This is a genomic window from Pseudomonas sp. W17 (assembly GCF_040268305.1).
Classification (GTDB): Bacteria; Pseudomonadota; Gammaproteobacteria; order Pseudomonadales; family Pseudomonadaceae; genus Aquipseudomonas; species Aquipseudomonas protegens.
This window is the reverse complement of record NZ_CP158490.1, coordinates 7028838-7050230: the sequence shown is the minus strand read 5'-3', so window position 1 is coordinate 7050230 and position 21393 is coordinate 7028838. Positions and strand designations below refer to the sequence as shown.

The 21393-nt window shown below is 64.5% G+C and carries 19 protein-coding genes; 8 read left to right on the top strand and 11 right to left on the bottom strand.

Translation table 11 applies throughout. The features are described from left to right. Positions 1-133 precede the first annotated feature (133 nt). On the top strand, positions 134-346 hold the full coding sequence (locus ABCR88_RS32540) for a hypothetical protein (RefSeq protein ID WP_081002137.1): 213 nt from the start codon (positions 134-136) through the stop codon (positions 344-346). On the opposite strand, the gene ABCR88_RS32535 is transcribed toward ABCR88_RS32540, so the two are convergent. Then, complete coding sequence (locus tag ABCR88_RS32535) at positions 288-1250, bottom strand: LysR family transcriptional regulator (protein ID WP_041774538.1); 963 nt, start codon at positions 1248-1250, stop codon at positions 288-290. The genes ABCR88_RS32540 and ABCR88_RS32535 overlap by 59 nt on opposite strands. A gap of 190 nt (positions 1251-1440) precedes the next feature. Between ABCR88_RS32535 and ABCR88_RS32530 the strand changes: the two genes are divergently transcribed. From ABCR88_RS32530 to ABCR88_RS32515, 4 genes are all read left to right on the top strand, one after another. Then, the gene (locus ABCR88_RS32530) at positions 1441-2856 is read left to right on the top strand and encodes an acetyl-CoA carboxylase biotin carboxylase subunit (RefSeq protein WP_015637534.1); all 1416 of its coding nucleotides are present in this window, start codon (positions 1441-1443) and stop codon (positions 2854-2856) included. Between the two features lie 11 nt (positions 2857-2867). Beyond that, positions 2868-4676 carry a sodium-extruding oxaloacetate decarboxylase subunit alpha gene (gene oadA / locus ABCR88_RS32525; protein WP_053160502.1) on the top strand — a complete coding sequence of 603 codons (1809 nt, stop codon included), beginning with the start codon at positions 2868-2870 and terminating at the stop codon, positions 4674-4676. Between the two features lie 232 nt (positions 4677-4908). Then, complete coding sequence (locus ABCR88_RS32520; protein WP_350023407.1) at positions 4909-6183, top strand: HipA domain-containing protein; 1275 nt, start codon at positions 4909-4911, stop codon at positions 6181-6183. Beyond that, a complete protein-coding gene (locus ABCR88_RS32515; RefSeq protein ID WP_011064320.1) occupies positions 6180-6449 on the top strand; it encodes a helix-turn-helix transcriptional regulator in 270 nt (89 codons plus the stop codon). Before ABCR88_RS32520 ends, ABCR88_RS32515 begins: the two co-directional genes overlap by 4 nt. A gap of 3 nt (positions 6450-6452) precedes the next feature. Here ABCR88_RS32515 and ABCR88_RS32510 read toward each other — a convergent pair whose 3' ends face one another. Beyond that, a complete protein-coding gene (locus ABCR88_RS32510) occupies positions 6453-7289 on the bottom strand; it encodes an amino acid ABC transporter permease (protein ID WP_011064319.1) in 837 nt (278 codons plus the stop codon). After that, complete coding sequence (locus tag ABCR88_RS32505) at positions 7286-8107, bottom strand: ABC transporter substrate-binding protein (RefSeq protein WP_350403911.1); 822 nt, start codon at positions 8105-8107, stop codon at positions 7286-7288. Before ABCR88_RS32505 ends, ABCR88_RS32510 begins: the two co-directional genes overlap by 4 nt. 110 nt (positions 8108-8217) lie before the next feature. Between ABCR88_RS32505 and ABCR88_RS32500 the strand changes: the two genes are divergently transcribed. Then, complete coding sequence (locus ABCR88_RS32500) at positions 8218-9117, top strand: homocysteine S-methyltransferase family protein (RefSeq protein ID WP_041120467.1); 900 nt, start codon at positions 8218-8220, stop codon at positions 9115-9117. 66 nt (positions 9118-9183) lie between these two features. On the opposite strand, the gene ABCR88_RS32495 is transcribed toward ABCR88_RS32500, so the two are convergent. The 3 genes from ABCR88_RS32495 to ABCR88_RS32485 are packed head-to-tail and all read right to left on the bottom strand — an operon-like array spanning position 9184 to position 10975. Next, positions 9184-9855, bottom strand: a complete 672-nt coding sequence (locus ABCR88_RS32495; RefSeq protein ID WP_350403909.1) for a GNAT family protein — start codon at positions 9853-9855, stop codon at positions 9184-9186. A gap of 19 nt (positions 9856-9874) precedes the next feature. Next, a complete protein-coding gene (locus ABCR88_RS32490) occupies positions 9875-10321 on the bottom strand; it encodes a GNAT family N-acetyltransferase (protein WP_015637527.1) in 447 nt (148 codons plus the stop codon). A 30-nt stretch (positions 10322-10351) separates the two neighbouring features. Next, complete coding sequence (locus ABCR88_RS32485; protein ID WP_350403908.1) at positions 10352-10975, bottom strand: FMN-binding negative transcriptional regulator; 624 nt, start codon at positions 10973-10975, stop codon at positions 10352-10354. A gap of 105 nt (positions 10976-11080) precedes the next feature. On the opposite strand from ABCR88_RS32485, the gene ABCR88_RS32480 reads away from it, so the two are divergent. Together ABCR88_RS32480 and ABCR88_RS32475 are read left to right on the top strand one after the other, a co-directional pair. Next, positions 11081-12631: a PLP-dependent aminotransferase family protein gene (locus ABCR88_RS32480; RefSeq protein WP_041120462.1), complete on the top strand. Its 1551-nt coding sequence runs from the start codon at positions 11081-11083 to the stop codon at positions 12629-12631. 39 nt (positions 12632-12670) lie between these two features. Continuing rightward, the gene (locus ABCR88_RS32475) at positions 12671-13882 is read left to right on the top strand and encodes a YeeE/YedE family protein (protein WP_325985369.1); all 1212 of its coding nucleotides are present in this window, start codon (positions 12671-12673) and stop codon (positions 13880-13882) included. 113 nt (positions 13883-13995) lie between these two features. Here the strand turns inward: ABCR88_RS32475 and ABCR88_RS32470 are convergent, their stop codons facing one another. From ABCR88_RS32470 to ABCR88_RS32450, 5 genes are all read right to left on the bottom strand, one after another. Then, entirely contained in the window at positions 13996-15096 is a 1101-nt protein-coding gene (locus tag ABCR88_RS32470; protein ID WP_041120460.1) for a polyamine ABC transporter substrate-binding protein, read from the bottom strand. Between the two features lie 12 nt (positions 15097-15108). Next, positions 15109-16140 (bottom strand): histone deacetylase family protein, encoded by a 1032-nt coding sequence (locus ABCR88_RS32465; RefSeq protein ID WP_350403907.1) that lies wholly within the window; start codon positions 16138-16140, stop codon positions 15109-15111. Positions 16141-16304: 164 nt separating this feature from the next. After that, positions 16305-18230 (bottom strand): ankyrin repeat domain-containing protein, encoded by a 1926-nt coding sequence (locus ABCR88_RS32460; RefSeq protein ID WP_350403906.1) that lies wholly within the window; start codon positions 18228-18230, stop codon positions 16305-16307. Between the two features lie 100 nt (positions 18231-18330). Beyond that, entirely contained in the window at positions 18331-20127 is a 1797-nt protein-coding gene (locus ABCR88_RS32455; RefSeq protein ID WP_350404921.1) for an ankyrin repeat domain-containing protein, read from the bottom strand. Between the two features lie 184 nt (positions 20128-20311). Next, positions 20312-21304, bottom strand: coding sequence for an AraC family transcriptional regulator (locus tag ABCR88_RS32450; protein WP_053154648.1), 993 nt, complete (start codon positions 21302-21304; stop codon positions 20312-20314). Between the last annotated feature and the right edge of the window lie 89 nt (positions 21305-21393).

The window sequence follows — 21393 nt, the reverse complement described above, 5'->3', positions numbered from 1 at the left end:
CCTTCGCTGGCAAGCCAGCTCCTACAGATAGGTAGGCGCTGTGAATGTTCATCGTCCTGTAACCGACCCGCCGCCAAACCGTAACCGCCGACGTCCATCGTGAAGCTTCCGTACTCGCATTGGGAGACTCGAAATGGCCCGGCCTTACGAAGAGAGCAACAGCGCAGTCAAGACCCGTCGTCAGCAGGAAGACCAGCGCCGCATGGAATTTCGTCGTGCGATCGAACACCGCTTCGAGCTGCGTCAGTTGCAACAGCAAATCAACGATTACCCCGAGCTCGAGGCCGTCAATTACTGGCAGGCGGCACCCGCGGCTTCCCGTCGAAGCGTTCAACCAGCCCGCTGATCTGCACGCGTTCGCTGCGGATGAATCCCAGGAACGCATGCGCTACCGGTGACAGGCGTTTGGCTTTGGCCTGCACCAGGCACCAGCTGCGAAGCAATGGCAGCTCTTCGACCGGCAACTCGATCAAGCCGCCGGTCGCCAACTCAAGGTTCAGGGCGTGGCGCGTCAGCAAGGCCACGCCCAGACCCGCCCGCACACACTCACGCTGAGCTTCCGCCGACGACACTTCGAGGATCTGGGTGAAGTGCACGCGCTTCTCCTTGAAGTACTCCTCGCAGGCCAGGCGGGTGCCGGAGCCCTGTTCGCGCAGTACCAGCGTGTAGGGCTCCAGGTCCTGCAGGCGCAGCGGGCCCATGTGGCTCAGGGGGTGCTCCGGCGGGGCCACCGCGACGATCGGGTTGTTGAGGAAGGGCAGGAACTCCAGCTCCATGTCCTGGGGCACCATGGACATGATCACCAGGTCGTCGCGATTGTCCGAGAGCCGGCGGATCACCTGGGAGCGGTTGACCACCGTCAGTTGCAGGTGCACTTCCGGGTGCTGGCGCTTGAAGGCGGCGAACAGGTGCGGCACGAAGTACTTGGCGCTGGATTCCACCGCCAGCTTGAGCTGGCCCTGCAGCGAACCCTGCATGTCGGAGAGCTGCATGTCGAGGTTCTCCAGGCGCCCGAAGATGTCCCGGCTGGCCCGTTGCAGCGCTTCGGCGGCTTCGGTCATGTAGAGCTTCTTGCCCACATAGTCGAACAGCGGCTGGCCGATCAGCTCCTCCAACTGGCGAATCTGCAGGCTGACCGCGGGCTGGGTGAGGGACATTTCATCGGCGGCGCGGCTGTAGGAGCGTAGATCGCAGACTTCATTGAAAATCTGCAACTGACGCAATGTCAGTCTCATCAAGGACTTGCGCATTTCTTGAGGGCTCGCGCCAAGGGCTGGTGGCATGACTATAAGTCTTTACTTATGGCCAACCCAATAATTATTGATTTTTGTTAATCCCTCTGCAGAGCTAGTGTGTCGCTGCGACTGACTTGAAACATTTGGTCACGCGCCGACTCGGTCTAGCGGGTCGTCTGTTTCAACGGCTCAAGGGAACCTCCAAGTGATAAAAAAGATCCTGATCGCCAACCGTGGTGAGATTGCCGTACGAATCGTGCGTGCCTGCGCGGAAATGGGCATCCGTTCGGTAGCGATCTTCTCCGACGCCGATCGCCATGCCTTGCATGTAAAGCGCGCGGATGAGGCCCACAGCATTGGCGCCGAGCCGCTGGCCGGCTACCTGAACCCACGCAAACTGGTGAACCTGGCGGTGGAAACCGGCTGTGATGCGCTGCATCCCGGCTATGGGTTTCTCTCGGAAAACGCCGAACTGGCGGACATCTGCGCCGAACGTGGAATCAAGTTCATTGGCCCGTCGGCGGAAGTGATCCGCCGCATGGGCGACAAGACCGAAGCCCGCCGCAGCATGATCAAGGCGGGCGTGCCGGTGACTCCGGGCACCGAAGGCAACGTGGCCGATATCCACGAAGCCCTGTCCGAAGGCGACCGCATCGGCTACCCGGTGATGCTCAAGGCCACCTCCGGTGGTGGCGGGCGCGGCATCCGTCGTTGTAACAGCCGTGAAGAGCTGGAGCAGGCTTTCCCCCGGGTCATTTCCGAAGCCACCAAGGCCTTCGGTTCGGCGGAAGTGTTCCTGGAAAAGTGCATCGTCAATCCCAAGCACATCGAAGCGCAGATCCTCGGTGACAGCTTTGGCAACGTGGTGCACCTGTTCGAGCGCGACTGCTCGATCCAGCGCCGCAACCAGAAGCTCATCGAGATCGCCCCGAGCCCGCAGCTGACCCCGGAACAGCGCGCCTACATCGGCGACCTGTCGGTGCGCGCGGCCAAGGCCGTGGGCTACGAGAACGCCGGCACCGTGGAGTTCCTGCTCGCCGAGGGCGAGGTGTACTTCATGGAGATGAACACCCGGGTGCAGGTGGAACACACCATCACCGAAGAAATCACCGGCATCGATATCGTCCGCGAGCAGATCCGCATTGCTTCCGGCCTGCCGCTCTCGGTGAAACAGGAAGACATCCAGCACCGCGGCTTTGCCCTGCAGTTCCGGATCAATGCCGAGGACCCGAAGAACAACTTCCTGCCCAGCTTCGGCAAGATCACCCGCTACTACGCCCCCGGCGGCCCGGGCGTGCGCACCGACACGGCGATCTACACCGGCTACACCATTCCGCCGTTCTACGACTCCATGTGCCTGAAACTCGTGGTCTGGGCCCTGACCTGGGAAGAAGCGATGGACCGTGGCCTGCGCGCCCTGGACGACATGCGCCTGCAAGGGGTCAAGACCACCGCCGCCTATTACCAGGAAATCCTGCGTAACCCGGAATTCCGCAGCGGTCAGTTCAACACCAGCTTCGTTGAGAGCCACCCGGAACTGACCAACTACTCGATCAAGCGCAAACCCGAAGAGCTGGCCCTGGCCATCGCCGCCGCCATTGCCGCCCACGCAGGCCTGTGAGGAATAAAACAATGTCCAAGAAGATTCATGTAACCGACACCATCCTGCGCGACGCCCACCAATCGCTGCTGGCGACCCGCATGCGCACCGACGACATGCTGCCGATCTGCGACAAGCTCGACAAAGTCGGCTACTGGTCCCTGGAAGTCTGGGGCGGCGCCACCTTCGATGCCTGCGTGCGCTTCCTCAAGGAAGACCCCTGGGAGCGCCTGCGCAAACTGCGCGCCGCGCTGCCCAACACCCGCCTGCAGATGCTCCTGCGCGGCCAGAACCTGCTGGGCTACCGCCATTACAGCGATGACGTGGTCCGGGCCTTCGTGGCCAAGGCGGCGGTCAATGGCATCGACGTGTTCCGCATCTTCGACGCCATGAACGACGTGCGTAACCTGCGGGTCGCCATCGAAGCGGTGAAAGCCGCCGGCAAGCACGCCCAGGGCACCATCGCCTACACCACCAGCCCGGTGCACACCATCGAGGCCTTCGTGGCCCAGGGCAAGCAGATGGAAGCCATGGGCTGCGACTCCATCGCGATCAAGGACATGGCCGGCCTGTTGACCCCTTACGCCACCGGCGAGCTGGTCAAGGCGCTGAAGGCCGAGCTGTCGCTGCCGGTGTTCATCCACTCCCACGACACCGCCGGCCTGGCTGCGATGTGCCAACTCAAGGCCATCGAGAACGGCGCCGACCATATCGACACCGCCATCTCCAGCTTCGCCTGGGGCACCAGCCACCCGGGTACCGAGTCCATGGTCGCAGCCCTCAAAGGCAGCGAGTTCGACACCGGCCTGGACCTGGAACTGCTGCAGGAAATCGGCCTGTACTTCTACGCCGTGCGCAAGAAGTACCACCAGTTCGAAAGCGAATTCACCGCCGTGGACACCCGGGTGCAGGTCAACCAGGTGCCGGGCGGGATGATTTCCAACCTGGCCAACCAGCTCAAAGAGCAGGGCGCCCTGAACCGCATGAACGAAGTGCTGGCCGAGATTCCACGGGTCCGTCACGACCTGGGCTACCCGCCGCTGGTGACCCCGACTTCGCAGATCGTCGGTACCCAGGCGTTCTTCAACGTCCTGGCTGGCGAGCGCTACAAGACCATCACCAACGAAGTGAAGCTCTACCTGCAAGGCGGCTACGGCAAGGCTCCGGGGGAAGTCGACGAGAAACTGCGGCGCCAGGCCATCGGCAGCGAGGAGGTGATCGATGTACGTCCCGCCGACCTGCTGAAGCCGGAAATGACCAAGCTGCGTGGCGAAATCGGCGCCCTGGCGCATTCCGAAGAAGACGTGCTGACCTACGCCATGTTCCCGGACATCGGGCGCAAGTTCCTCGAAGAGCGTGAGGCCGGCACCCTGGTTCCGGAAGTGCTGCTGCCGATTCCTGAAGCGGGCGGCGTGAGCAAGCCGGGCGGTGAAGGCGTGCCCACCGAGTTCGTCATCGACGTCCACGGCGAGACCTACCGCGTCGACATCACCGGCGTCGGGGTCAAGGCCGAAGGCAAGCGCCACTTCTACCTGTCCATCGACGGCATGCCGGAAGAGGTGGTGTTCGAACCTCTCAACGAATTCGTCGGCGGTGGTGGCAGCAAGCGCAAGCAGGCGAGCGCCCCGGGCCATGTCAGCACCACCATGCCGGGCAACATCGTCGATGTGCTGGTCAAGGAAGGCGACACGGTCAAGGCCGGCCAGGCGGTATTGATCACCGAAGCCATGAAGATGGAGACCGAAGTCCAGGCAGCGGTTGCCGGCAAGGTCGTGGCGATCCATGTGGCCAAGGGCGACCGGGTCAACCCGGGCGAGATCCTGATCGAGATCGAAGGCTGAGTTCAGGCCTTCATCTGCAACGCTTTACCTCGGGGAGGCTACGGCCTCCCTTTTTTTGTCCACGATTTGCCTGAGTGTATTTTAGTGCACTTATTGTCTGCAGAAATCGGCTGAATCTGCATTACAATGCATTTCGCAGAGGTAATGACGCACAAAAAGTGCATTAAATTGCAGGTAATGAATGCTACAGCTGACTTTACAGGTCCATCGCGCCGGGACGTGGAGCGATGCGATGACCCTGATTTTCGAGCATCCCGAGCAGGGCTTCACCAGCCCTTGCCGTCTGGGTTATGAGCAGTCGTACCTGGCAGGCAATCTGGAAGCCTTTGCTACGCCGCTGGCGGGATCGGTGAGTGTGCGTCTGCCGCTGACCTGGGAACTGCTGCGCAGTCCGGGCGCCCCGGCGTTCCTGTATGACATTGCGCCGACGCTCACCATGCAGCGTTTTTTGGCCGAGCGCTCGGTGGGCGCGCGCCCCGCCGGCATTGCCCCCGACTTGTTCCAGCTGGCCCGATCCAGCGCGGCCCCCATGGGCAATCTGCGGATCAAGGAGTCCCTTGCCGCCATGAATGAACGGCCGCTGCTGGGGTTCTCCCGGGCCGAGGTGAGCGCCCGCGACAACCGCTTTCTTGAATACGCCCATGAACAGGGAGCGGCAATGAGCGGTGCCACCGGTGCCGTTGGCGAGGCGACGAAGCTGCTGCTGACCCAGGGGCGTGACGGGTTGCTGTACCCCGATGCGCTGTTGGAAGACAGGTTGGCGGCGTGCCACTGGCTGGTGAAATGCCCACCAGAGCAGGCGACGCCAAATGACTGCGACATGCTCAGAAGCGAATTCCACTACTACCGGGCGCTGCAGCAGCTGGGCATCGATACGGTTCCCGCCCAAGGCCTGGCCCTGGAAGAGGAGCGGCAGCCGAGCCTGTGGATGCGACGCTTTGATCGTCGCCTGCACGGGCAGGGTGTGGAACGGCTGGCGCTGGAGTCCATCTATTCCCTGGCGGGGTTGCCCGGCCAGAGCCTGGGCATGCGGCACACCAAGGTCCTGGGGCTGCTGGCCGAACTCTGGCGAACCGCCGGGCAGGCCTCGGCGATCCCGGAGCTGGTGGCCGACTACCTGCGTCGGGACCTGCTCAACAAGATTCTTGGCAACTCGGCCAACCATGGGCGCAATACCTGGATCATCCGTCACGAGGGCCAGGTGCAGTTGGCGCCGATCCACGATCTGGCGCCGCGAGTGATGGATGACAAGGGCATTACCCGCAGCACCAAATGGCCCGGCCGGATGGAAGTGGCGGGTGATATCGACTGGCGCCAGGTGTGTGCCAGCCTCAAGCCGCTGATCGATCCCGATGCTGCGCTGACGCGCCTGCGCGAAGATGCCGAACGGCTACGGGCCCTGCCGGACCTGCTGAGTGCCGGGGGCTTGCCCGAGGCCACCCTGAATCACCCGCGCATTTACCTGCGTGACCTGGATCGACGCCTGCAGGAGTGGGGTTTGCGATGACTACGACCCTGGAACAGCGCGGCCTGCTGATCGATAACATCCGCCAGGAACTGGCCGCTGGGCGTTTGTCGGTTGGTGATGCGGTCAAGCGCCTGCGCACTGAAGTCACCGGGTTGCATCAGAGCCAGTTCGCCAGGATGTGCCGGATTTCCCTGCGTACCCTGATCCATATCGAACACGGCGACGGCAACCCGACCCTCAAGTCGCTCAACGCGGTGTTCAAGCCTTTCGGCCTGCAGATGGGAGTGGTTTCCCTGCGCCCTTGAGCTTCACCCGCGCTGAACGTAACCCTTGCCGTAATGCCTTTCCATCCGCGCCTGGATCAGTTCCAGGCCGATGGACAGCAGCCAGTAGATCAGCGCTGCGGTGCTGAGCATCTCGATGTAGCGGTAGCTGGAACGGCCGTAGGACTGGGCCAGGAACATCACTTCCCAGACCCCCATCACCGAGATCAGCGACGAGTCCTTGAGCATCGAGATGAACTGGTTGGTGGCCGGCGGAATGATGGTGCGCATGGCCTGGGGCAGGGTCACCTGCCAGAAGATCACGCTGTCGCTCATGCCCAGGGCCAGGGCGGCCTGGCGCTGGCCATGGGGCACGCCGAGGATGCCGGCGCGGAAGATCTCGCTGAGGTAGGCGCCGTAGTTCAGCGACAGGGCGATGATCCCGGCGGTAATGGCGCCCGGCACCACGCCCAGTTGCGGCAGGCCGAGGTAGATCAGCAGGATCTGGATCAGCAGCGGCGTGCCGCGAAAGAACGAGGCGTAGAAGCTGGCGATGCCGAACGCCACGGCGCTCGAGGACAGCCGCGCCAGGGCGGTGACGAAGCCCAGCAGCGACGAGGCGACGATGGAGCAGGCGCAGAGGAACAGGGTCAGCGCCGCGCCCTGGAGGAAACCACTGGGGGACAGGTGCAGGCCCAGCAGGTTCGGCAGCTTGTCGAGGATGATCGAGAATTTCAGCTCGAAGCTCAGGAAGAAGCTGGCGAACAGCACCAGCAACGCGGCCCAGGTCAGGTACAGGCGGGTGCGAAAGCCCAGCAGGCGCTTGAGCAACGGTGCAGCCACCGATTGTGGTGGCTGCGGCGGTGGCGTGTAGGCGGTCATTGGCTGATGTCGGCGCCGATCCATTTCTGCGACAGCTTGCTCAGGGTGCCGTCCTGCTTCAGCTGGGCGAAGACTTCACGCACCTTGGCGTCCCACTGGGCATCGCCTTTCTCGATGGCCACCGAGTTGGGTTCGGCATACAGCGCCTCGCCGGCCAGCTTGAAGCGCGCATCCTGGGTCAGCCGCGGTTGCGCGGTGACCAGGTTGGTGAGGATCGCATCCAGGCGCACGCCCGGGCCCAGGCCGAGGTCCTGGAAGGCCACGTTGTCGGTGTCGTAGGGGGCGATTTGCACGTTCTCGAAGGGATATTGCAGGTGGGTGTCTTCAGCGCCTTCGATCACCAGATTCTTGTTCAGGTAGCTCTCGTAGCTGGAGGCGGCGGTGAGGCCGACCTTCTTGTCGCTCAGGTCCTTGGCGCCGTGGATCCGCTCGTCCTTGGCGTTGACCACGATCACCGCCGGCGAGGCGTAGTACTGCACCGGGAAGTCGAAGACCTCGGCGCGGGCCTTGCTCGGGGTCATGGAGCAGATGCAGATATCGTAGCGTCCGCTCCAGTGTCCGGCGGCGATCACGTCCCAGGACGGGGTTTCCAGGCGCAACTTGACCCCAAGCTTGTCAGCCACGGCCTTGGCCACGTCGACGTCGAAACCGTCCAGCTGGTTCTGCTCATTGAGGAAGGAGAAGGGCGGGTAGCTTTCCATCAGCACCCCGACCAGCTCCTTTTTCTGCTCGATACGCTCCAAGGTGGCGCCGGCGAAGGCTTGGGAGGAGGCGGCAAGTACGGTCAGGCCGAGGGCCAGCAGCGGTTTGAAATTCATCGGAATCCTGACTGAAAAAGAGTTGTTATTAACCGAATGGTGCGTATTTAATAGTTATAAGAACGACTCCGGTAGTGAGTTATTTTCATAAGCATATGAGTAAAAAGCATATGGGCGCAGTTAGCACGGTAATTCTGGATGGCGGTATGGGTCGTGAGTTGCAGCGCCGTGGCGCGCCGTTCCGGCAGCCCGAGTGGTCAGCCCTGGCGTTGAGCGAAGACCCCCAGGCGGTGGAGGCGGTGCATGCGGCCTATATCGCCAGCGGTTCCAACGTCATCACCAGCAACAGTTACGCCGTGGTGCCGTTCCACATCGGTGAAGAGCGCTTTGCCGCCGAAGGCCAGGCCCTGGCGGCCCTGGCCGGTGAGCTGGCGCGCCGCGCGGTGGAGGCCTCCGGCAAGCCGGTGCGGGTGGCGGGTTCATTGCCGCCGCTGTTCGGCTCCTATCGCCCGGATCTGTTCGATGCGTCCCGGGTCGAGGAAGTGCTGAGCCCGCTGGTTAAAGGACTGGCACCGTTCGTGGACCTGTGGCTCGCAGAAACCCAAAGCTCGATCGCCGAAGCGCGGGCCATCCACGCAGGATTGCCCAAGGACGGCAAGCCGTTCTGGCTGTCCTTCACCCTGAAGGATGAAGAGGTCGACGAAGTGCCGCGCCTGCGTTCCGGCGAGCCGGTGGCTGACGCGGCGGCGGTGGCGGCGCAACTGGGGGTGCAGACCCTGCTGTTCAACTGCAGCCAGCCGGAAGTGATTGGGGCTGCGGTGGATGCGGCTCGCGAGACCTTCGAGCGCCTGGGCGTGCAGATCCATATTGGTGTGTACGCCAACGCCTTCCCGCCGCAACCCGAGGATGCCACCGCCAACGACGGCCTGTGCCCGCTGCGCGAGGACCTGGACCCGCCGGGTTATCTGCAATGGGTGGCGGACTGGCACCAGCGCGGGGCCAGCCATGTGGGCGGGTGCTGCGGCATCGGGCCGGAGCATATTGCGGTGCTGGCGCAGAAGCTCGGTTGAGTCCTTCGCTGGCAAGCCGGCTCCTACACAGGTCTGTAGGAGCCGGCTTGCCGGCGAAAATCCCGCTTAGCCGCGACACTCCGCCAGCGACTTGAGCTGCCCCGAGCCGCTCTGGTTTTCATCGCTGAGCCACTGCTCGAAGCCCCTGGCGATTGCCGGCCATTCCCCGTCCAGGATCGAGAACCACGCGGTATCGCGGTTCTGTCCCTTGGCCACCATGTGCTGGCGAAACACCCCTTCGAAGCTGAAACCCAAGCGCTGTGCGGCATAGCGCGAGCGCTCATTGGCGTTGTTGCACTTCCACTCCAGCCGTCGGTAACCCAGGGCGAAAGCTTCCTTGGCCAGCAGGTACACCGCTTCCGTGCTCTTTGGCGAACGCTGCATGGGGGAGCCGAAGGTCACGTGGCCGATCTCGATGCGGCCCTGGGCCGGGACGATGGACATCAGGCTGATGATGCCCTGGGCCTGGCCGCTGGCGCGGTCGATCACGGTAAAGAAGTACGGGTCGCTGGCGGCGGCATGGCCGCTGAGCCAGGCATCGAACGTCGTGCGCTCGGGGAAGGGGCCATAAGGCAGGTAGTTCCACAGTACGGGGTCAGCGCCAGGGCCTTGCAGCACCTGGAACAGATCGTCGCCATGGCGCGCCGGGTCGAGCCTTTCCAAACGGATGAAGCGCCCAGCAAGCAGGGTGGCCGAGGGGGCGGGAACGCCTTTCCAATCGGCGAGTGAAATCGACATGCAGTGGCTCCTTGGCAACTCAGAGGGGTTTGCGGAACTGGATGAAACCCGGGCGCTCGGCGATGCGCTCATACAACTGGATGGCCGTGGCATTGGTTTCGTGGGTCAGCCAATGCACCTTGGCACAGCCGTCCTGCTTGGCCTGGGCGTAGACGAACTCGATCAGCTGGCGGCCCACGCCGGTCCCGCGTTGGTCGGGGGTCACCAGCAGATCCTGCAGGTAGCAGGAATTCTCGATGCTCCAGTTGGAGCGGTGGTAGATGAAATGCACCAGGCCCACGGCGCGCTCGCCGTCCCAGGCCAGGGCCGCGTGGGTGGGTTCGCTGGGGTCGAGAAAGCGCTGCCAGGTGCTCTGGGTCACGGCATCCGCCAGCTCGGTCTCGTAGAAGCGCAGGTAGGCCTGCCACAGGGGCAGCCAGGCGCTGTGGTCGGCGGCGGTAACGGGGCGGATCTGGATCTGGCGCATGAAAGCTCCTTTATTGTTCTGGACGAAAACCTAGCTCATCAGTCGCGACAGTTGTTGGTCGCGCAGGTCGGCGCTGGCCGCGAGGCCTTCGCGCACCCCGGCGATATCCTCGGCGCTGCGGTTCTGGCTGAGCTTGCGCTTGCCTTCCAGCCGCTGGATCGGCAAGGCAAAGCCGACAATCGCCCGCAGCATGCTGTCGAGGTAGTCGGCCGGGGCATCGGCCACCTTCCACGGTTGTGGGCGACCGGCTTCGTGACGCTCGGTCAGGCCCTCCACCACCTTCAGCAGCCGCTGCGGGTCGGTGAATACCTCGGGCTGGCCGTAGGCGTGCACCGCCACGTAGTTCCAGGTCGGCACCACTTTGCCGTGTTCGGCCTTGCTCGGATAGAACGACGGGCTGACGTAGGCGTCTTCGCCGGTGAAAATCACCAGGGCTTCGGCACCACTGGCCAGCTCGGCGCATTGCGGGTTGGCCTTGGCCAGGTGCCCGTAGAGGGTGCCATTGGCCCCCTGTTCGGAGTCCAGCAGCAGGGGCAGGTGGCTGGCCTGCAGGCCCAGGGCGCCCCAGGTCACCAGGGTCGCCAGGCGGCTGCCCAGGATCAGTTGCTGCAGGCGGGTGAGGTCTTCATCGACGAAAGCGCGGGGTAGGTACATGTAAAAAAATCCTTGGCGAGTGGCTGCATCCTAGGCAGGCTAATGGTTCGTTGTAAGAGCCATCTCTGGTCTATTTTGTGGGTCCAATTGCCCAGGTGAACCTCGATGAACAGTGCCGTACCCCCGTTGTCCTTCAATCCGGCCGGTATCGAGCTGGACCGCCGCCAGGGCCTCAGTCGCCAGCTGTACCAGGCCTTGGGACAGCGGGTGCTGGACGGACGCCTGGCCAGTGGTACGCGCCTGCCTGCCAGCCGCGACCTGGCCGCCGCCCTGGGGATTTCCCGCAACAGCGTGGTGCGGGCCTATGACCAGCTGTACGCCGAGGGTTTTATCGAAGGGCGGGTCGGTGACGGCACCTATGTGGCGCAATTGCCGGAAACCCGATTGCCGATCAAAAAACTATCCACAAAAGTATCCACAGGGTTTTCAACAGGCTTACCCACAGGTTTATCCACAAAACAGACAGAAATGGCTGGTGATTTATCCAGTAAAGTTATCCACAGCAGTGGCTGGCAGCGCCTGCAAACCCATCATTTGAGTACCCCGCCCAAGGGGCCGCCAAGGGCTTTTCGGGTTGGCGTGCCAGCCTTCGATCTGTTCCCGTTCGAGGTCTGGGCCAAGCTGAATGCGGCTTTCTGGCGCAGGCCAGACCTCGGGCAATTGTGCTACGGGGACTCGGCGGGCGATCCGCGGCTGCGCAGCCTGATCGCCGCCTACCTGCGCAGCGCTCGGGGCCTGAACTGCACGGCTGAACAAATTGTGATCACCAGTGGCGCGCAGCAGGGCATCAGCCTTTGTGCACAGCTGCTGGTGGAGCCCGGCGACCGGGTGGCTGTGGAAAACCCCGGCTACCGCGCCGCGGGGCATGCGTTCGCCCTGGCGGGTGCGCAGTTGCAGGGCGTGGCGGTGGACCAGGACGGCATCGACTGCCGCCAGCTGGAGCAGCTGGACAGCTGCCGCCTGGCCTATGTCACGCCGTCCCACCAGTACCCCACCGGGGTGATCATGAGCCTGGCCCGGCGCCTGGAGCTGCTGGCCTGGGCCGAACGCAGCCAGGGCTGGATCATCGAGGACGACTACGACGGCGAGTACCGCTACAGCGGTGCGCCCCTGGCCCCCCTGGCGGCGTTGGACCGCCAGGGCCGGGTGATCTACGTCGGTACCTTCGGCAAGGTCGCCTTTCCGGCCCTGCGCCTGGGCTACCTGGTGCTGCCGCCAACCCTGGTCCAGGCCTTCGCCCAGCGCAGGGCGGTGGACGTGCGCCATTCCGAGGTCAGTACCCAGGCGGTGATGGCCGAGTTCATGGCGGCCGGGCACTTTCAGCGGCATATCCGGCGCATGCGCCGGGCGGCCCTGAGCCGGCGCAACACCTTGCTGGCGGCCTGGCCGCAGGCGATCGGCGGCGTCGGGCCGCTGCCCGGCGTGGCGGCGGGGCTGCACCTGACGGTGCGGGTGGACAGCCTGGCGCGGGAACAGGAACTGCTGGCCCAGGCCGCGAGTGTGGAGGTCGAGGTCGCCGGCCTGAGCAGCTACTGGCTGCCGCAAACCACCTTGCCCGAAGACCAGCGGGCCGGGCTGGTGCTGGGCTTCGCGGCTGTGCCGGAAGCCGACATACAGGCTGCGGTAAGCCGTTTGCGCCAGGCCTGGCGGGCCTGACGCGGTATACTCGCGAGCATTTCCCGCGCGAGAACCCCCATGAGCCAGACCCTCTCCCTGGCGCCTGAACGCAAGTTCGGCGCCCCGCTGTTCGCCTTGCTGATGCTGGTGGCCGGTGCTCTGTTCCTGCAAGCCCAGGTGGGTGCCCGCCAGGTGCTGCTGTTGCTGCTGGGCGCTGCCCTGGGGCTGACCCTGTACCACGCGGCCTTCGGCTTCACCTCGGCCTGGCGGGTGTTCATCCGCGACCGGCGTGGCGCCGGCCTGCGAGCGCAGATGGTCATGCTGGCCCTGGCGGTGCTGCTGTTCTTCCCCGCGCTGGGGGCGGGCAGCCTGTTCGGCCAGCCGGTGGTGGGGCTGGTGGCGCCGGCCGGTGTCTCGGTGATCTTCGGTGCCTTCATCTTCGGCATCGGCATGCAGCTGGGCGGCGGTTGCGCCTCGGGCACCCTGTTCACCGTTGGCGGCGGCAATGCGCGGATGCTGGTGACCCTGGCGTTCTTCATTTGCGGTTCGCTGATCGCCACCCATCACGTCGACTGGTGGTTTGCGCTGCCGTCGCTGCCGCCCATCTCTATCGTCCAGAGTTTTGGTGTAGGCCCGGCGCTGGGCCTGAGCCTGTGCCTGTTCGCGCTGATCGCGGTGCTCACCCTGACCCTGGAAAAGCGTCGTCATGGCAGCCTTGAAGCTCCGGTCACCAGCGAGCACCAGGGCTGGCGCCGGCTGCTGCGCGGCCCTTGGCCGCTGGCCTGGGGCGCGGTAGCCCTGGCTCTGCTGAACTTCGCCACCCTGGCCCTGGCGGGGCGCCCATGGGGCATTACCTCGGCGTTCGCCCTTTGGGGCGCCAAGGTTGCCAGCGGGCTGGGGGTGGACGTAGGCAGTTGGGTGTTCTGGCAGGGCGCGGCGAATGCCAAGGCGCTGGCGGCACCGGTGTGGCAGGACATCACCAGCGTCATGGACATCGGCATCGTCCTGGGTGCCTTGCTGGCGGCAGGGCTGGCGGGACGTTTTGCCCCCAACCTGAGAATCCCCACCCGTTCCCTGGTGGCGGCGGTAATCGGCGGCCTGCTGCTGGGCTACGGTTCGCGCCTGGCCTATGGCTGCAACATCGGCGCCTACTTCAGCGGCATCGCCTCCGGCAGCCTGCATGGCTGGCTGTGGCTGGTGGCGGCCTTCATCGGCAATGGCGTGGGCGTGCGCCTGCGGCCCTGGTTCTTCGCCGAAGAGCGCAGCCCCCAACGCCTCACCGGCTGCTAAACGCCACTGTGTAGGAGCCGGCTTGCCGGCGAACAGCGGCGACGCGGTCTATCACCCGCCGCGTCCTCGTCGTTCGCCGCCCACCAGAACACCGCCCGTGTGCTTGCGCCGGATCAGGTTCCGGACTTGATCTTGGTCCAGGCCCGGGTCCGCGCCCGCTCTGCATCACGGGGCAACGGCTGCAGCGTGTACAGGGTGCTCATGGCCGCTTCTGTCGGATACAGGTTGGGGTTATTGCGGATCGAAGGGGCCACAAGCTCGGTGGCATCCTTGTTCGGGTTCGGGTAACCGACAAAGTCGCTGACCGGGGCAATCACCTGGGGCTGCAGCAGGTAGTTGATGAAGGTGTAGGCATCTTCCGGGTTCTTCGCGCCCTTGGGGATCGCCAGCATGTCGAACCAGATCGGCGCGCCTTCCTTGGGCAGGCGCATGTCCACGGTCACGCCGTTCTTGGCTTCCTTGGCCCGGTTGGCAGCCTGGGAGAAGCTCCCCGAGTAGCCCACCGCCACGCAGATATCGCCATTGGCGATGTCGGCCATGTACTTGGACGAGTGGAAGTAGGTGATGTACGGCCGGATCTTCATCAGCAGCGCTTCAGCCTTCTCATAGTCCGCCGGTTTCTTGCTGTTGGGGTCCAGGCCCAGGTGTTGCAAGGCCAGGGGCAGGATTTCCGAAGGCGAGTCGAGCAGGGCCACGCCGCACTGCTTGAGCTTGCTGATGTTCTCTTCCTTGAAGATCAGGTCCCAGCTGTCCACCGGCGCCTTGTCCCCCAAGGCGGCCTTGATCTTGTCCGGGTTGAAGCCGATCAGGATGGTGCCGTACATGTAGGGCACGGCGAACTTGTTGCCCGGGTCGTTGGCCTCGATCAGCTTCATCAGCTTGGGGTCCAGGTGGTTCCAGTTGGGCAGCTTGCTACGGTCCAGGGGCTGGAACACCCCGGCCTCGATCTGCTTGGCCAGGAACACGTTGGACGGCACCACCACGTCATACCCGGAGTTGCCGGTGAGCAGCTTGGCCTCCAGGGCTTCGTTGGTGTCGAAGATGTCGTAGACCAGCTTCACCTGGCTGTTCTGGGCCTTGAAGTCTTCCAGGGCCTTGGGGGTGATGTAGTCGAACCAGTTGTACACCCGCAGGGTGCGTTCTTCGGCGTGGGCGGCGGTCCCCAGCAGGCTGGCGCACAGGGCGGGGATCATTAAGCGTTTGAGTCTTTGCATGATGCGAATCCCTCACTGGGCGCTTTGGAAGCCTTCGAGAACGTTGACGGCGTTGATGCCGATTTCCTCTACCGCATAACCGCCTTCCATGACGAACAGCGTCGGCTTGCCGAGGGCGGCGATGCGCTTGCCCATGGCCAGGTAATCCGGGCTGTCGAGTTTGAATTGCGAGATCGGGTCGTCCTTGAAGGTGTCCACGCCCAGGGACACCACGATGATGTCCGCGCCATAGCGCTGGATTTCGTTGCAGGCCTGTTCCAGGGCCGCGCTCCACGCATCCCAGCCGCTACCGGCGGCCAGTGGGTAGTTGAAGTTGAAGCCTTCCCCGGCGCCTTCGCCGCATTCGTCGGCATAGCCCAGGAAGAACGGGAACTCGGCTTCCGGGTGGCCGTGGATCGAGGTGAAGAGCACGTCGCTGCGCTCATAGAAGATCGACTGGGTGCCGTTGCCGTGGTGGTAGTCGACGTCGAGGATCGCGACTTTCCTGTGGCCCTGATCGAGGAACGCCTGGGCGGCGATGGCCGCGTTGTTCAGGTAGCAGTAGCCGCCCATCAGGTCGCCGGCGGCGTGGTGTCCCGGTGGCCGGCACAGGGCGAAGGCACTGTGGGCGCCATTCTGGATATGGGCCTGGGCGGTCAGCGCCACCTGCGCCGCGCTATAGGCCGCCTGCCAGGTGCCGGCGGTGATCGGCGCGCCGCCGTCGAAGCTGTAGTAGCCGAGCTGGCCATGGAGGCTGGTGGGAATCACGCTGCGCAGGGTGCGTGCGGGCCAGGTGTAGGGCAGCAGGTCGCCGTCGATGCCCTGTGCCGCCCAGCGCGCCCAGGCGCCCTTGAAGAAGTCCAGGTAGGACCGGCTGTGGATGCGCTCGATGGGCTCCAGGCCGAAGTCCTTGGGTGCCTCTACCGGCCCCAGGTTTTGATGTTTCACCCGATCCAGCACGTGGTCGGCCCGGGAAGGCATTTCGAAGCAGGGCATCAGTTGCCCGTCGATGAGTTCGCAACGGCCGTGGTGCAGGTGGTGATCGTCCGAGTAGATCGTCAGCATTTTCTTGTTCTCCGCAGGCTGATTCGGTGGAGCACAGTCTTGCGGGGCGCGGGGTTTGGGAGAACGGCAGGAGCGGCCAAAAGGGGATTGATGTGGCCAAAGTGTTTGACCGAAATTCGCCCCTTAAAGAGGCATGGCGCCCCGTTGCGGGGCGCCATCCGGTTTCAGCTGGTAGGCGGGGTAGGGGCGTAGCGCTGCAGGACCTTGAGCATGTCCTCGCGTTTTTTCCGGGCAATGGCTTCCAGCAATATTGCGTAGCCCTTTTTCTCGCAGTGCTGGCCGACATTCGGGTCGGCGCCTTTCTCCAGCAGCAGGGTGAACATCTCCAGGGTGTCCTGCTGGCTGACGGAGGGCGACTGGGCGTCGGCGGAGGTCTTGTCGGCGACCAGGGTCAGCAGGCTTTCGCCGACGGGCTGGTTGTTGCAAACGGCACGGCCGTAGCTCAGGTTGAGGTTGGCGCCGGCCGCTATCAACTGCTTCATGGCCACGTAGTTGTTGCCCGAGAAGGCCCGGTACAGTGCGGTTTCGCCGTCATTCTTGTTGCGCAGGTCGAGGTTCTGCGGGTACTGCAGCAGCCAGCTGAAGCCTTGCAGGCTGCGCTTGTTCTCGGCCATCTGCATCAGTGGCGTCACGCCCTGGCTGTCGGGTTCGTCGATGGCCACGCCAGCCTCGATGAGGAACTTCAGGCGCCCGCCCTGGCTCAGGTCGGGGCTGTCGCCCAGGTCGCGGCGCATGGCCAGGGTCGCCAGGGTGGTCCAGTTGTACAGGCCGCTGGTGTGGGCGCCGTGCTCCAGCAGCAGCCGGGCGATATCCAGGTGCGGTGCGTCCAGGGCGTGCAACAAGGCGCTGCGGCCATCGTCGGCCATGACCTCGCCGCTGATGCCACTGGCCAGCAGGCGCTGCACTTCGCTCAGGTCGCCGGCATCCACCGCGTCCACCAGCGGCCAGAAGGCCTGGCAGTCCCGGGGGTTGGCGGCGTTCAGGCCCAAGCGCTGCAGCACCCGGGGTGGGATGCTCATCTGGCGCTTCAGGCGCAGGCCGCAATACACCCGATAACCTTCTATGGCCCGGCCCTGGTGGATGTTGTCCTGCGTGCGTTGTTGGTAGATCGCCCAGTCCAGGTCCGCCAGGTTGAGGTAGGTCGGCATGCGCCCCGGGTCGCGGCGCAGCACTTCCTTGAGCCAGGGGCGGGCGGTTTGCAGTTGCCCGGCTTCGCTGGTCCAGTAGGCGATGTCGTTGAGCAGGCCGGCGTATTCACGGCGCTCGGTGGCGATGCTGCGAAAGTCATGGGTGACGAAGAAGTCTTCCACTTCGCGGATGCCCGGCAGTTTGTCCTTGGCCGTGCGCAGTTGTTCGTGCAGCGCGCGGAACTCTTTCCACAGGCTGTCCGGGGTCGAGGCTGGCGCAGGCACAAAGGCATTGACGGTGATCGGCCCGCTGCCTTGGGTGAAGGGGCGGAACCACGGCGGGAATGTCTCCAGGGCCTGCAACCACTGCTGCCCGGTTTCCTCGCTGATGGGTTGCAACGGGGTGAATTCCATCTGGCCAAGGTCCTGGCGGTGACTGATGGCCAGCAGCGGATGTTGCGGATCGCGCTGGTCGATCAGCAGGTAGCGCCCGCTAAGTTGCCACTCGGATGGCTCCTTGCACTGGAAGCTCAGGGGCGTCAGGGTGATGCCGGGAACCAGGCTGTTGGTTGTGGGCCAGATATCGTTGACCTGGATGTCATCGCCCGGGGACACACAGGCCCGCAGCTCTTCAGGGCTGAACAGAGCCATCGGCGGCGACTTGTAGACCCGCTGCCGGTACTGCAGGTCCTGATAGGCATTGAAGTAGAACAGCCCGCGGTACTGGCTCAGGACAATCCGCAGCGGCATCCGCGCCAGGCCCGGCAGGGGGAACGGCTTGAGCTCCAGGGTGGCGGTTTCCGGGTAGTCGAGGACGAAGTTGCGGCGCATTCCCGACCATTTGAACCAGGCCAGGTCCAGGTCGAAGGCCTGGGCCACGGGAGTGGCAGCCAGCAGTGTCAGCGCCAGGCCAAGCCCGCGAATGCCGATGCGCCGGGCGATGGCGCCTGAGAATAGCTTCAACGTTGCAGTCCCTTGCCGATAGAAAGCCCGGCAATGTAATGCAATCGGCGCTGTTGTGCCGGGCTTTGTTTCAGGGGCGCAGCGGGTTCGGCGCCACGCCTCAAAGACGAAACGTCGTCGCCGGCGGTGGCGGCGCAAAGCCTTGCAGCACCTTGAGCATGTCGTCGCGCTTGCGCCGGGCCATGATCTCCAGCAGCCAGGTGTAGCCGTTGTTCTTGCAGTAGCGGCCGACGTTGGGGTCGGCGCCACGTTGTAGCAGCAGGGTGAACATGTCCAGGCTCTCTTGCTGGCTGACCCAGGGATTGATGACTTCGGGCGAGCCCTGTTCGGCGACGATCATCAGCAGGCTTTCGCGAATCGGCTGCTGTGCGCAGAAATCGCGGCCGTAGCTCAGGTTGAGGTTGGCACCGGCCGCCACCAGTTGCCGGGCAGCAGCGTAGTTGCCTCCCTTGAGCGCCAGGAATAGCGCGGTTACGCCGTCTGGCCCGCTGCGTTTGTCGAGGTCCTGGGGGTGCTGCAGCAGCCAGTTGAAGCGCTCGATGTCCTCGCGGTTTTTCGCCATTTCCTGCAGCGCGGTGCCACCCTGGGCGTCCTGCTCATCGATGGCGGCGCCGGCCTGCAACAGGAACCCAAGGCGCTTGGCCCGGTTCAGGTCGGGGTTGTCCTTGAGGTCGCGGCGCATGGCCAGGACCACCTGGGTTCGGCCGTTGTACTGGCCGTCGGGGCGGGCGCCATGGGCCAGCAACAGCCGGGCGATGTCCAGGTCTGGCTTGTCCAGCGCGTGCAACAGCACCGGGCGCCCGTCGGCGGCGATGACGTCGCCGCTCAGGCCGTTCTCCAGCAGGCGCCGGACTTCGCCCGCGTCACCCTGGTCCACCGCCGTCACCAGCGGCCAGGCGCTTTGGCAGGCCGGTTCGCTGGGTGCCTCAAGGTCCAGGCGTTGGGTGACCCTGGCAGGGACCCCAAGTTGGCGTTGCAGGCGCAGCCCGCAATACAGCCGATAGTTCTCCATGGCCCGGCCCCGGTGCCGGGTGTCCGCGGGCTGCTGTTCGTACAGGCGCCAATCCAGGTCCGCCAGATTGAGGTAGGTCGGCATGCGCCCCGGGTCGCGACGCAGCACGTACGCCAGCCAGGGGCGGGCGCTCTGCAACTGGCCGGCCTCGGTGGCCCAATAGGCGATGTCGTTGAGCAGGCCCGGGTAGTTACTGCGCTCGGGGGCGATCGCGCGAAAGTCATGACGGCTGAAGAACTCTTCCACCCGGGCGATGCCCGGGGCCTTGTCTTTGGCATCGCGCAATTGCGTGTGCAACTGGCGAAATTCTGTCCAGACCTGCTCCGCGCTGGGCGGCGGCGCATAGGGCTTGACGCTGAGCTGGCCGCTGCTGGCGTCAAAGGGTTCCAGCAGCTTCGGGTACTTCTGCAGGGCTTGCAGCCATTGCTGCTGCAGTTCGGGGCTGGTCGGTTGCTGCGGGGTGAAGTCGATCCGTGCCTCGCCCTGGCGCTGACCGATGGCCAGCAACGGCCGCTGGGGATCGCGGCTGTCCACCAGCAAGTAGCGATTGCTCAACTCCCAGCCTGGGCTCTGGCAGTCGAAACTCAGCTTGGTCAGGCTCAGGGCGGCTTCCAGTTGCTTGCTCGGCGGCCAGTTGTCGGTGGCCTCAACGGGTCGCTGCTCGGGCGCGCAGACCTGTAGCGCCTGGGCATCGAACAGCGGCAAGGGCGGCGACTTGTAGACTCGCTGCCGGTACTGCCCATCCGCATAGCCGTTGAGGTAGAACAACCCTTGGTATTGGCTGAGGATCACTCGGGCCGGCGCCTGGGCCAGCCCGGGCAGGGGAAAGGGTTCGAGTTGCAGCGTGGCGGTTTCCGGGTCGTCCAGGAGGATGTCGCTCTGCATCTCCCACCAGCGGATCTTGGACAGGTCGAACGCCTGGGCGACGGGGACGCCAGCCAGCAGCACCAGTGCCAGGCAAAGCCCGCGAATGCCGATGGCGTCTGTGAATAGGTTCAAGCGTGCAGTCCCTTGCCGGTAGAAAGGTCGGCAATGTAATGCAATCACCAGCGTTGTGCCGGGGTTTTTGTCAGGGCCGGAACTGGCTCGGCGCCACGCCGCTCCAGCGGATGAAAGCATGGCGAAAGCTCGCGGTTTCGCTGAAGCCCAGGGCCTCGGCGATGCGGTAGATGGGCATCTGGTCTTCGCAGAGCATCTGCTTGGCGCGCTCGAAGCGCAGCTCGTCCAGCAGTTCCTGATAGCTGCACCCCAGGTCCCGCAGGTGGCGGCGCAGGGTCCGGGCCGAGCAGTTCATCTGTTCCGCCAGCCCTTCCAGGCCCGGTGCGGCGTCCAGCTGCGCCGCCAGCAACTGGCGGATGCGCCCCAGCCAGGCCTGGCGCCCGGTGAACTCGGTGTTCTGCTTGCGGCAGCGTTCGGCCATGGCCTGGTGGGTGATCACGTCCGCCAGGGGCAGGGGCTGGTCCAGCCAGCGCTGGTCGAAGGCGAAGGCGTTGCTGCTGGCGTTGAATTGCAGCGGGCAGTCGAAAGGTTCGCGGTAGCGTTGCTGATAGTCCGGGGCCGGGTAGTCGAAGCGCGCGCCCAGTAGCGGCAGGGCGTGGCCCAGCAGGTCGTCGCAGATGACCTTCAGCGACACCAGGCAGAACTCGGTATTGAACGCGGCCAGGGCCGGGCTTTCGCGGTAGTCGGCGGCGGTCAGCCAAATGCGCGAACCGTCGGTTTCCAGGCTCAGTTCGAAAAGTGTTCCCATCAGCGCCGGATAGCGCAGCGCCAGGCGCAAAGCGTCACCTAAGGTGGCACTGGTGAGCAGGGCGTAGCCGAGCATGCCGTAGGAGGAAACGTGCATGCGCCGGCCCAGTTCCAGGCCGATGTCCCGTTGCAAGGCCACGGCGTTGGCGCACACCAGCATTTCCTGGTTGGTGGTGATGCGAGTGTCGGCGCGGCTCAGGTCGGCGGGATTTATACCGCTGCCGGCCAACAGCGCGCCGCCGTCCTGGCCATGGTCCTTGAAGGTGTTGAGGATCAGGGAAACCGCATTGAGGGTGGTGAGGTGCGAGTGCAGCATGCGCAGATTCCAGCCTGGGAAAGACCGGGAACAGGAGCAATTTGCATGCCGCCCGCGATCAGACCGTGGTTTACCGGCCGGTGGGATGT

Bases quoted from the DNA above. Each gene is read 5' to 3' on its own strand.
- ABCR88_RS32465 (WP_350403907.1), bottom strand. From the start codon at position 16,140: ATGCTGACGATCTACTCGGACGATCACCACCTGCACCACGGCCGTTGC.
- ABCR88_RS32540 (WP_081002137.1), top strand. From the start codon at position 134: ATGGCCCGGCCTTACGAAGAGAGCAACAGCGCAGTCAAGACCCGTCGT.
- ABCR88_RS32520 (WP_350023407.1), top strand. From the start codon at position 4,909: ATGACCCTGATTTTCGAGCATCCCGAGCAGGGCTTCACCAGCCCTTGC.
- ABCR88_RS32455 (WP_350404921.1), bottom strand. From the start codon at position 20,127: ATGCAGAGCGACATCCTCCTGGACGACCCGGAAACCGCCACGCTGCAA.
- ABCR88_RS32480 (WP_041120462.1), top strand. From the start codon at position 11,081: ATGAACAGTGCCGTACCCCCGTTGTCCTTCAATCCGGCCGGTATCGAG.
- oadA (WP_053160502.1), top strand. From the start codon at position 2,868: ATGTCCAAGAAGATTCATGTAACCGACACCATCCTGCGCGACGCCCAC.
- ABCR88_RS32450 (WP_053154648.1), bottom strand. From the start codon at position 21,304: ATGCTGCACTCGCACCTCACCACCCTCAATGCGGTTTCCCTGATCCTC.
- ABCR88_RS32535 (WP_041774538.1), bottom strand. From the start codon at position 1,250: ATGCGCAAGTCCTTGATGAGACTGACATTGCGTCAGTTGCAGATTTTC.
- ABCR88_RS32475 (WP_325985369.1), top strand. From the start codon at position 12,671: ATGAGCCAGACCCTCTCCCTGGCGCCTGAACGCAAGTTCGGCGCCCCG.
- ABCR88_RS32510 (WP_011064319.1), bottom strand. From the start codon at position 7,289: ATGACCGCCTACACGCCACCGCCGCAGCCACCACAATCGGTGGCTGCA.
- ABCR88_RS32470 (WP_041120460.1), bottom strand. From the start codon at position 15,096: ATGCAAAGACTCAAACGCTTAATGATCCCCGCCCTGTGCGCCAGCCTG.
- ABCR88_RS32515 (WP_011064320.1), top strand. From the start codon at position 6,180: ATGACTACGACCCTGGAACAGCGCGGCCTGCTGATCGATAACATCCGC.
- ABCR88_RS32500 (WP_041120467.1), top strand. From the start codon at position 8,218: ATGGGCGCAGTTAGCACGGTAATTCTGGATGGCGGTATGGGTCGTGAG.
- ABCR88_RS32490 (WP_015637527.1), bottom strand. From the start codon at position 10,321: ATGCGCCAGATCCAGATCCGCCCCGTTACCGCCGCCGACCACAGCGCC.
- ABCR88_RS32505 (WP_350403911.1), bottom strand. From the start codon at position 8,107: ATGAATTTCAAACCGCTGCTGGCCCTCGGCCTGACCGTACTTGCCGCC.
- ABCR88_RS32485 (WP_350403908.1), bottom strand. From the start codon at position 10,975: ATGTACCTACCCCGCGCTTTCGTCGATGAAGACCTCACCCGCCTGCAG.
- ABCR88_RS32495 (WP_350403909.1), bottom strand. From the start codon at position 9,855: ATGTCGATTTCACTCGCCGATTGGAAAGGCGTTCCCGCCCCCTCGGCC.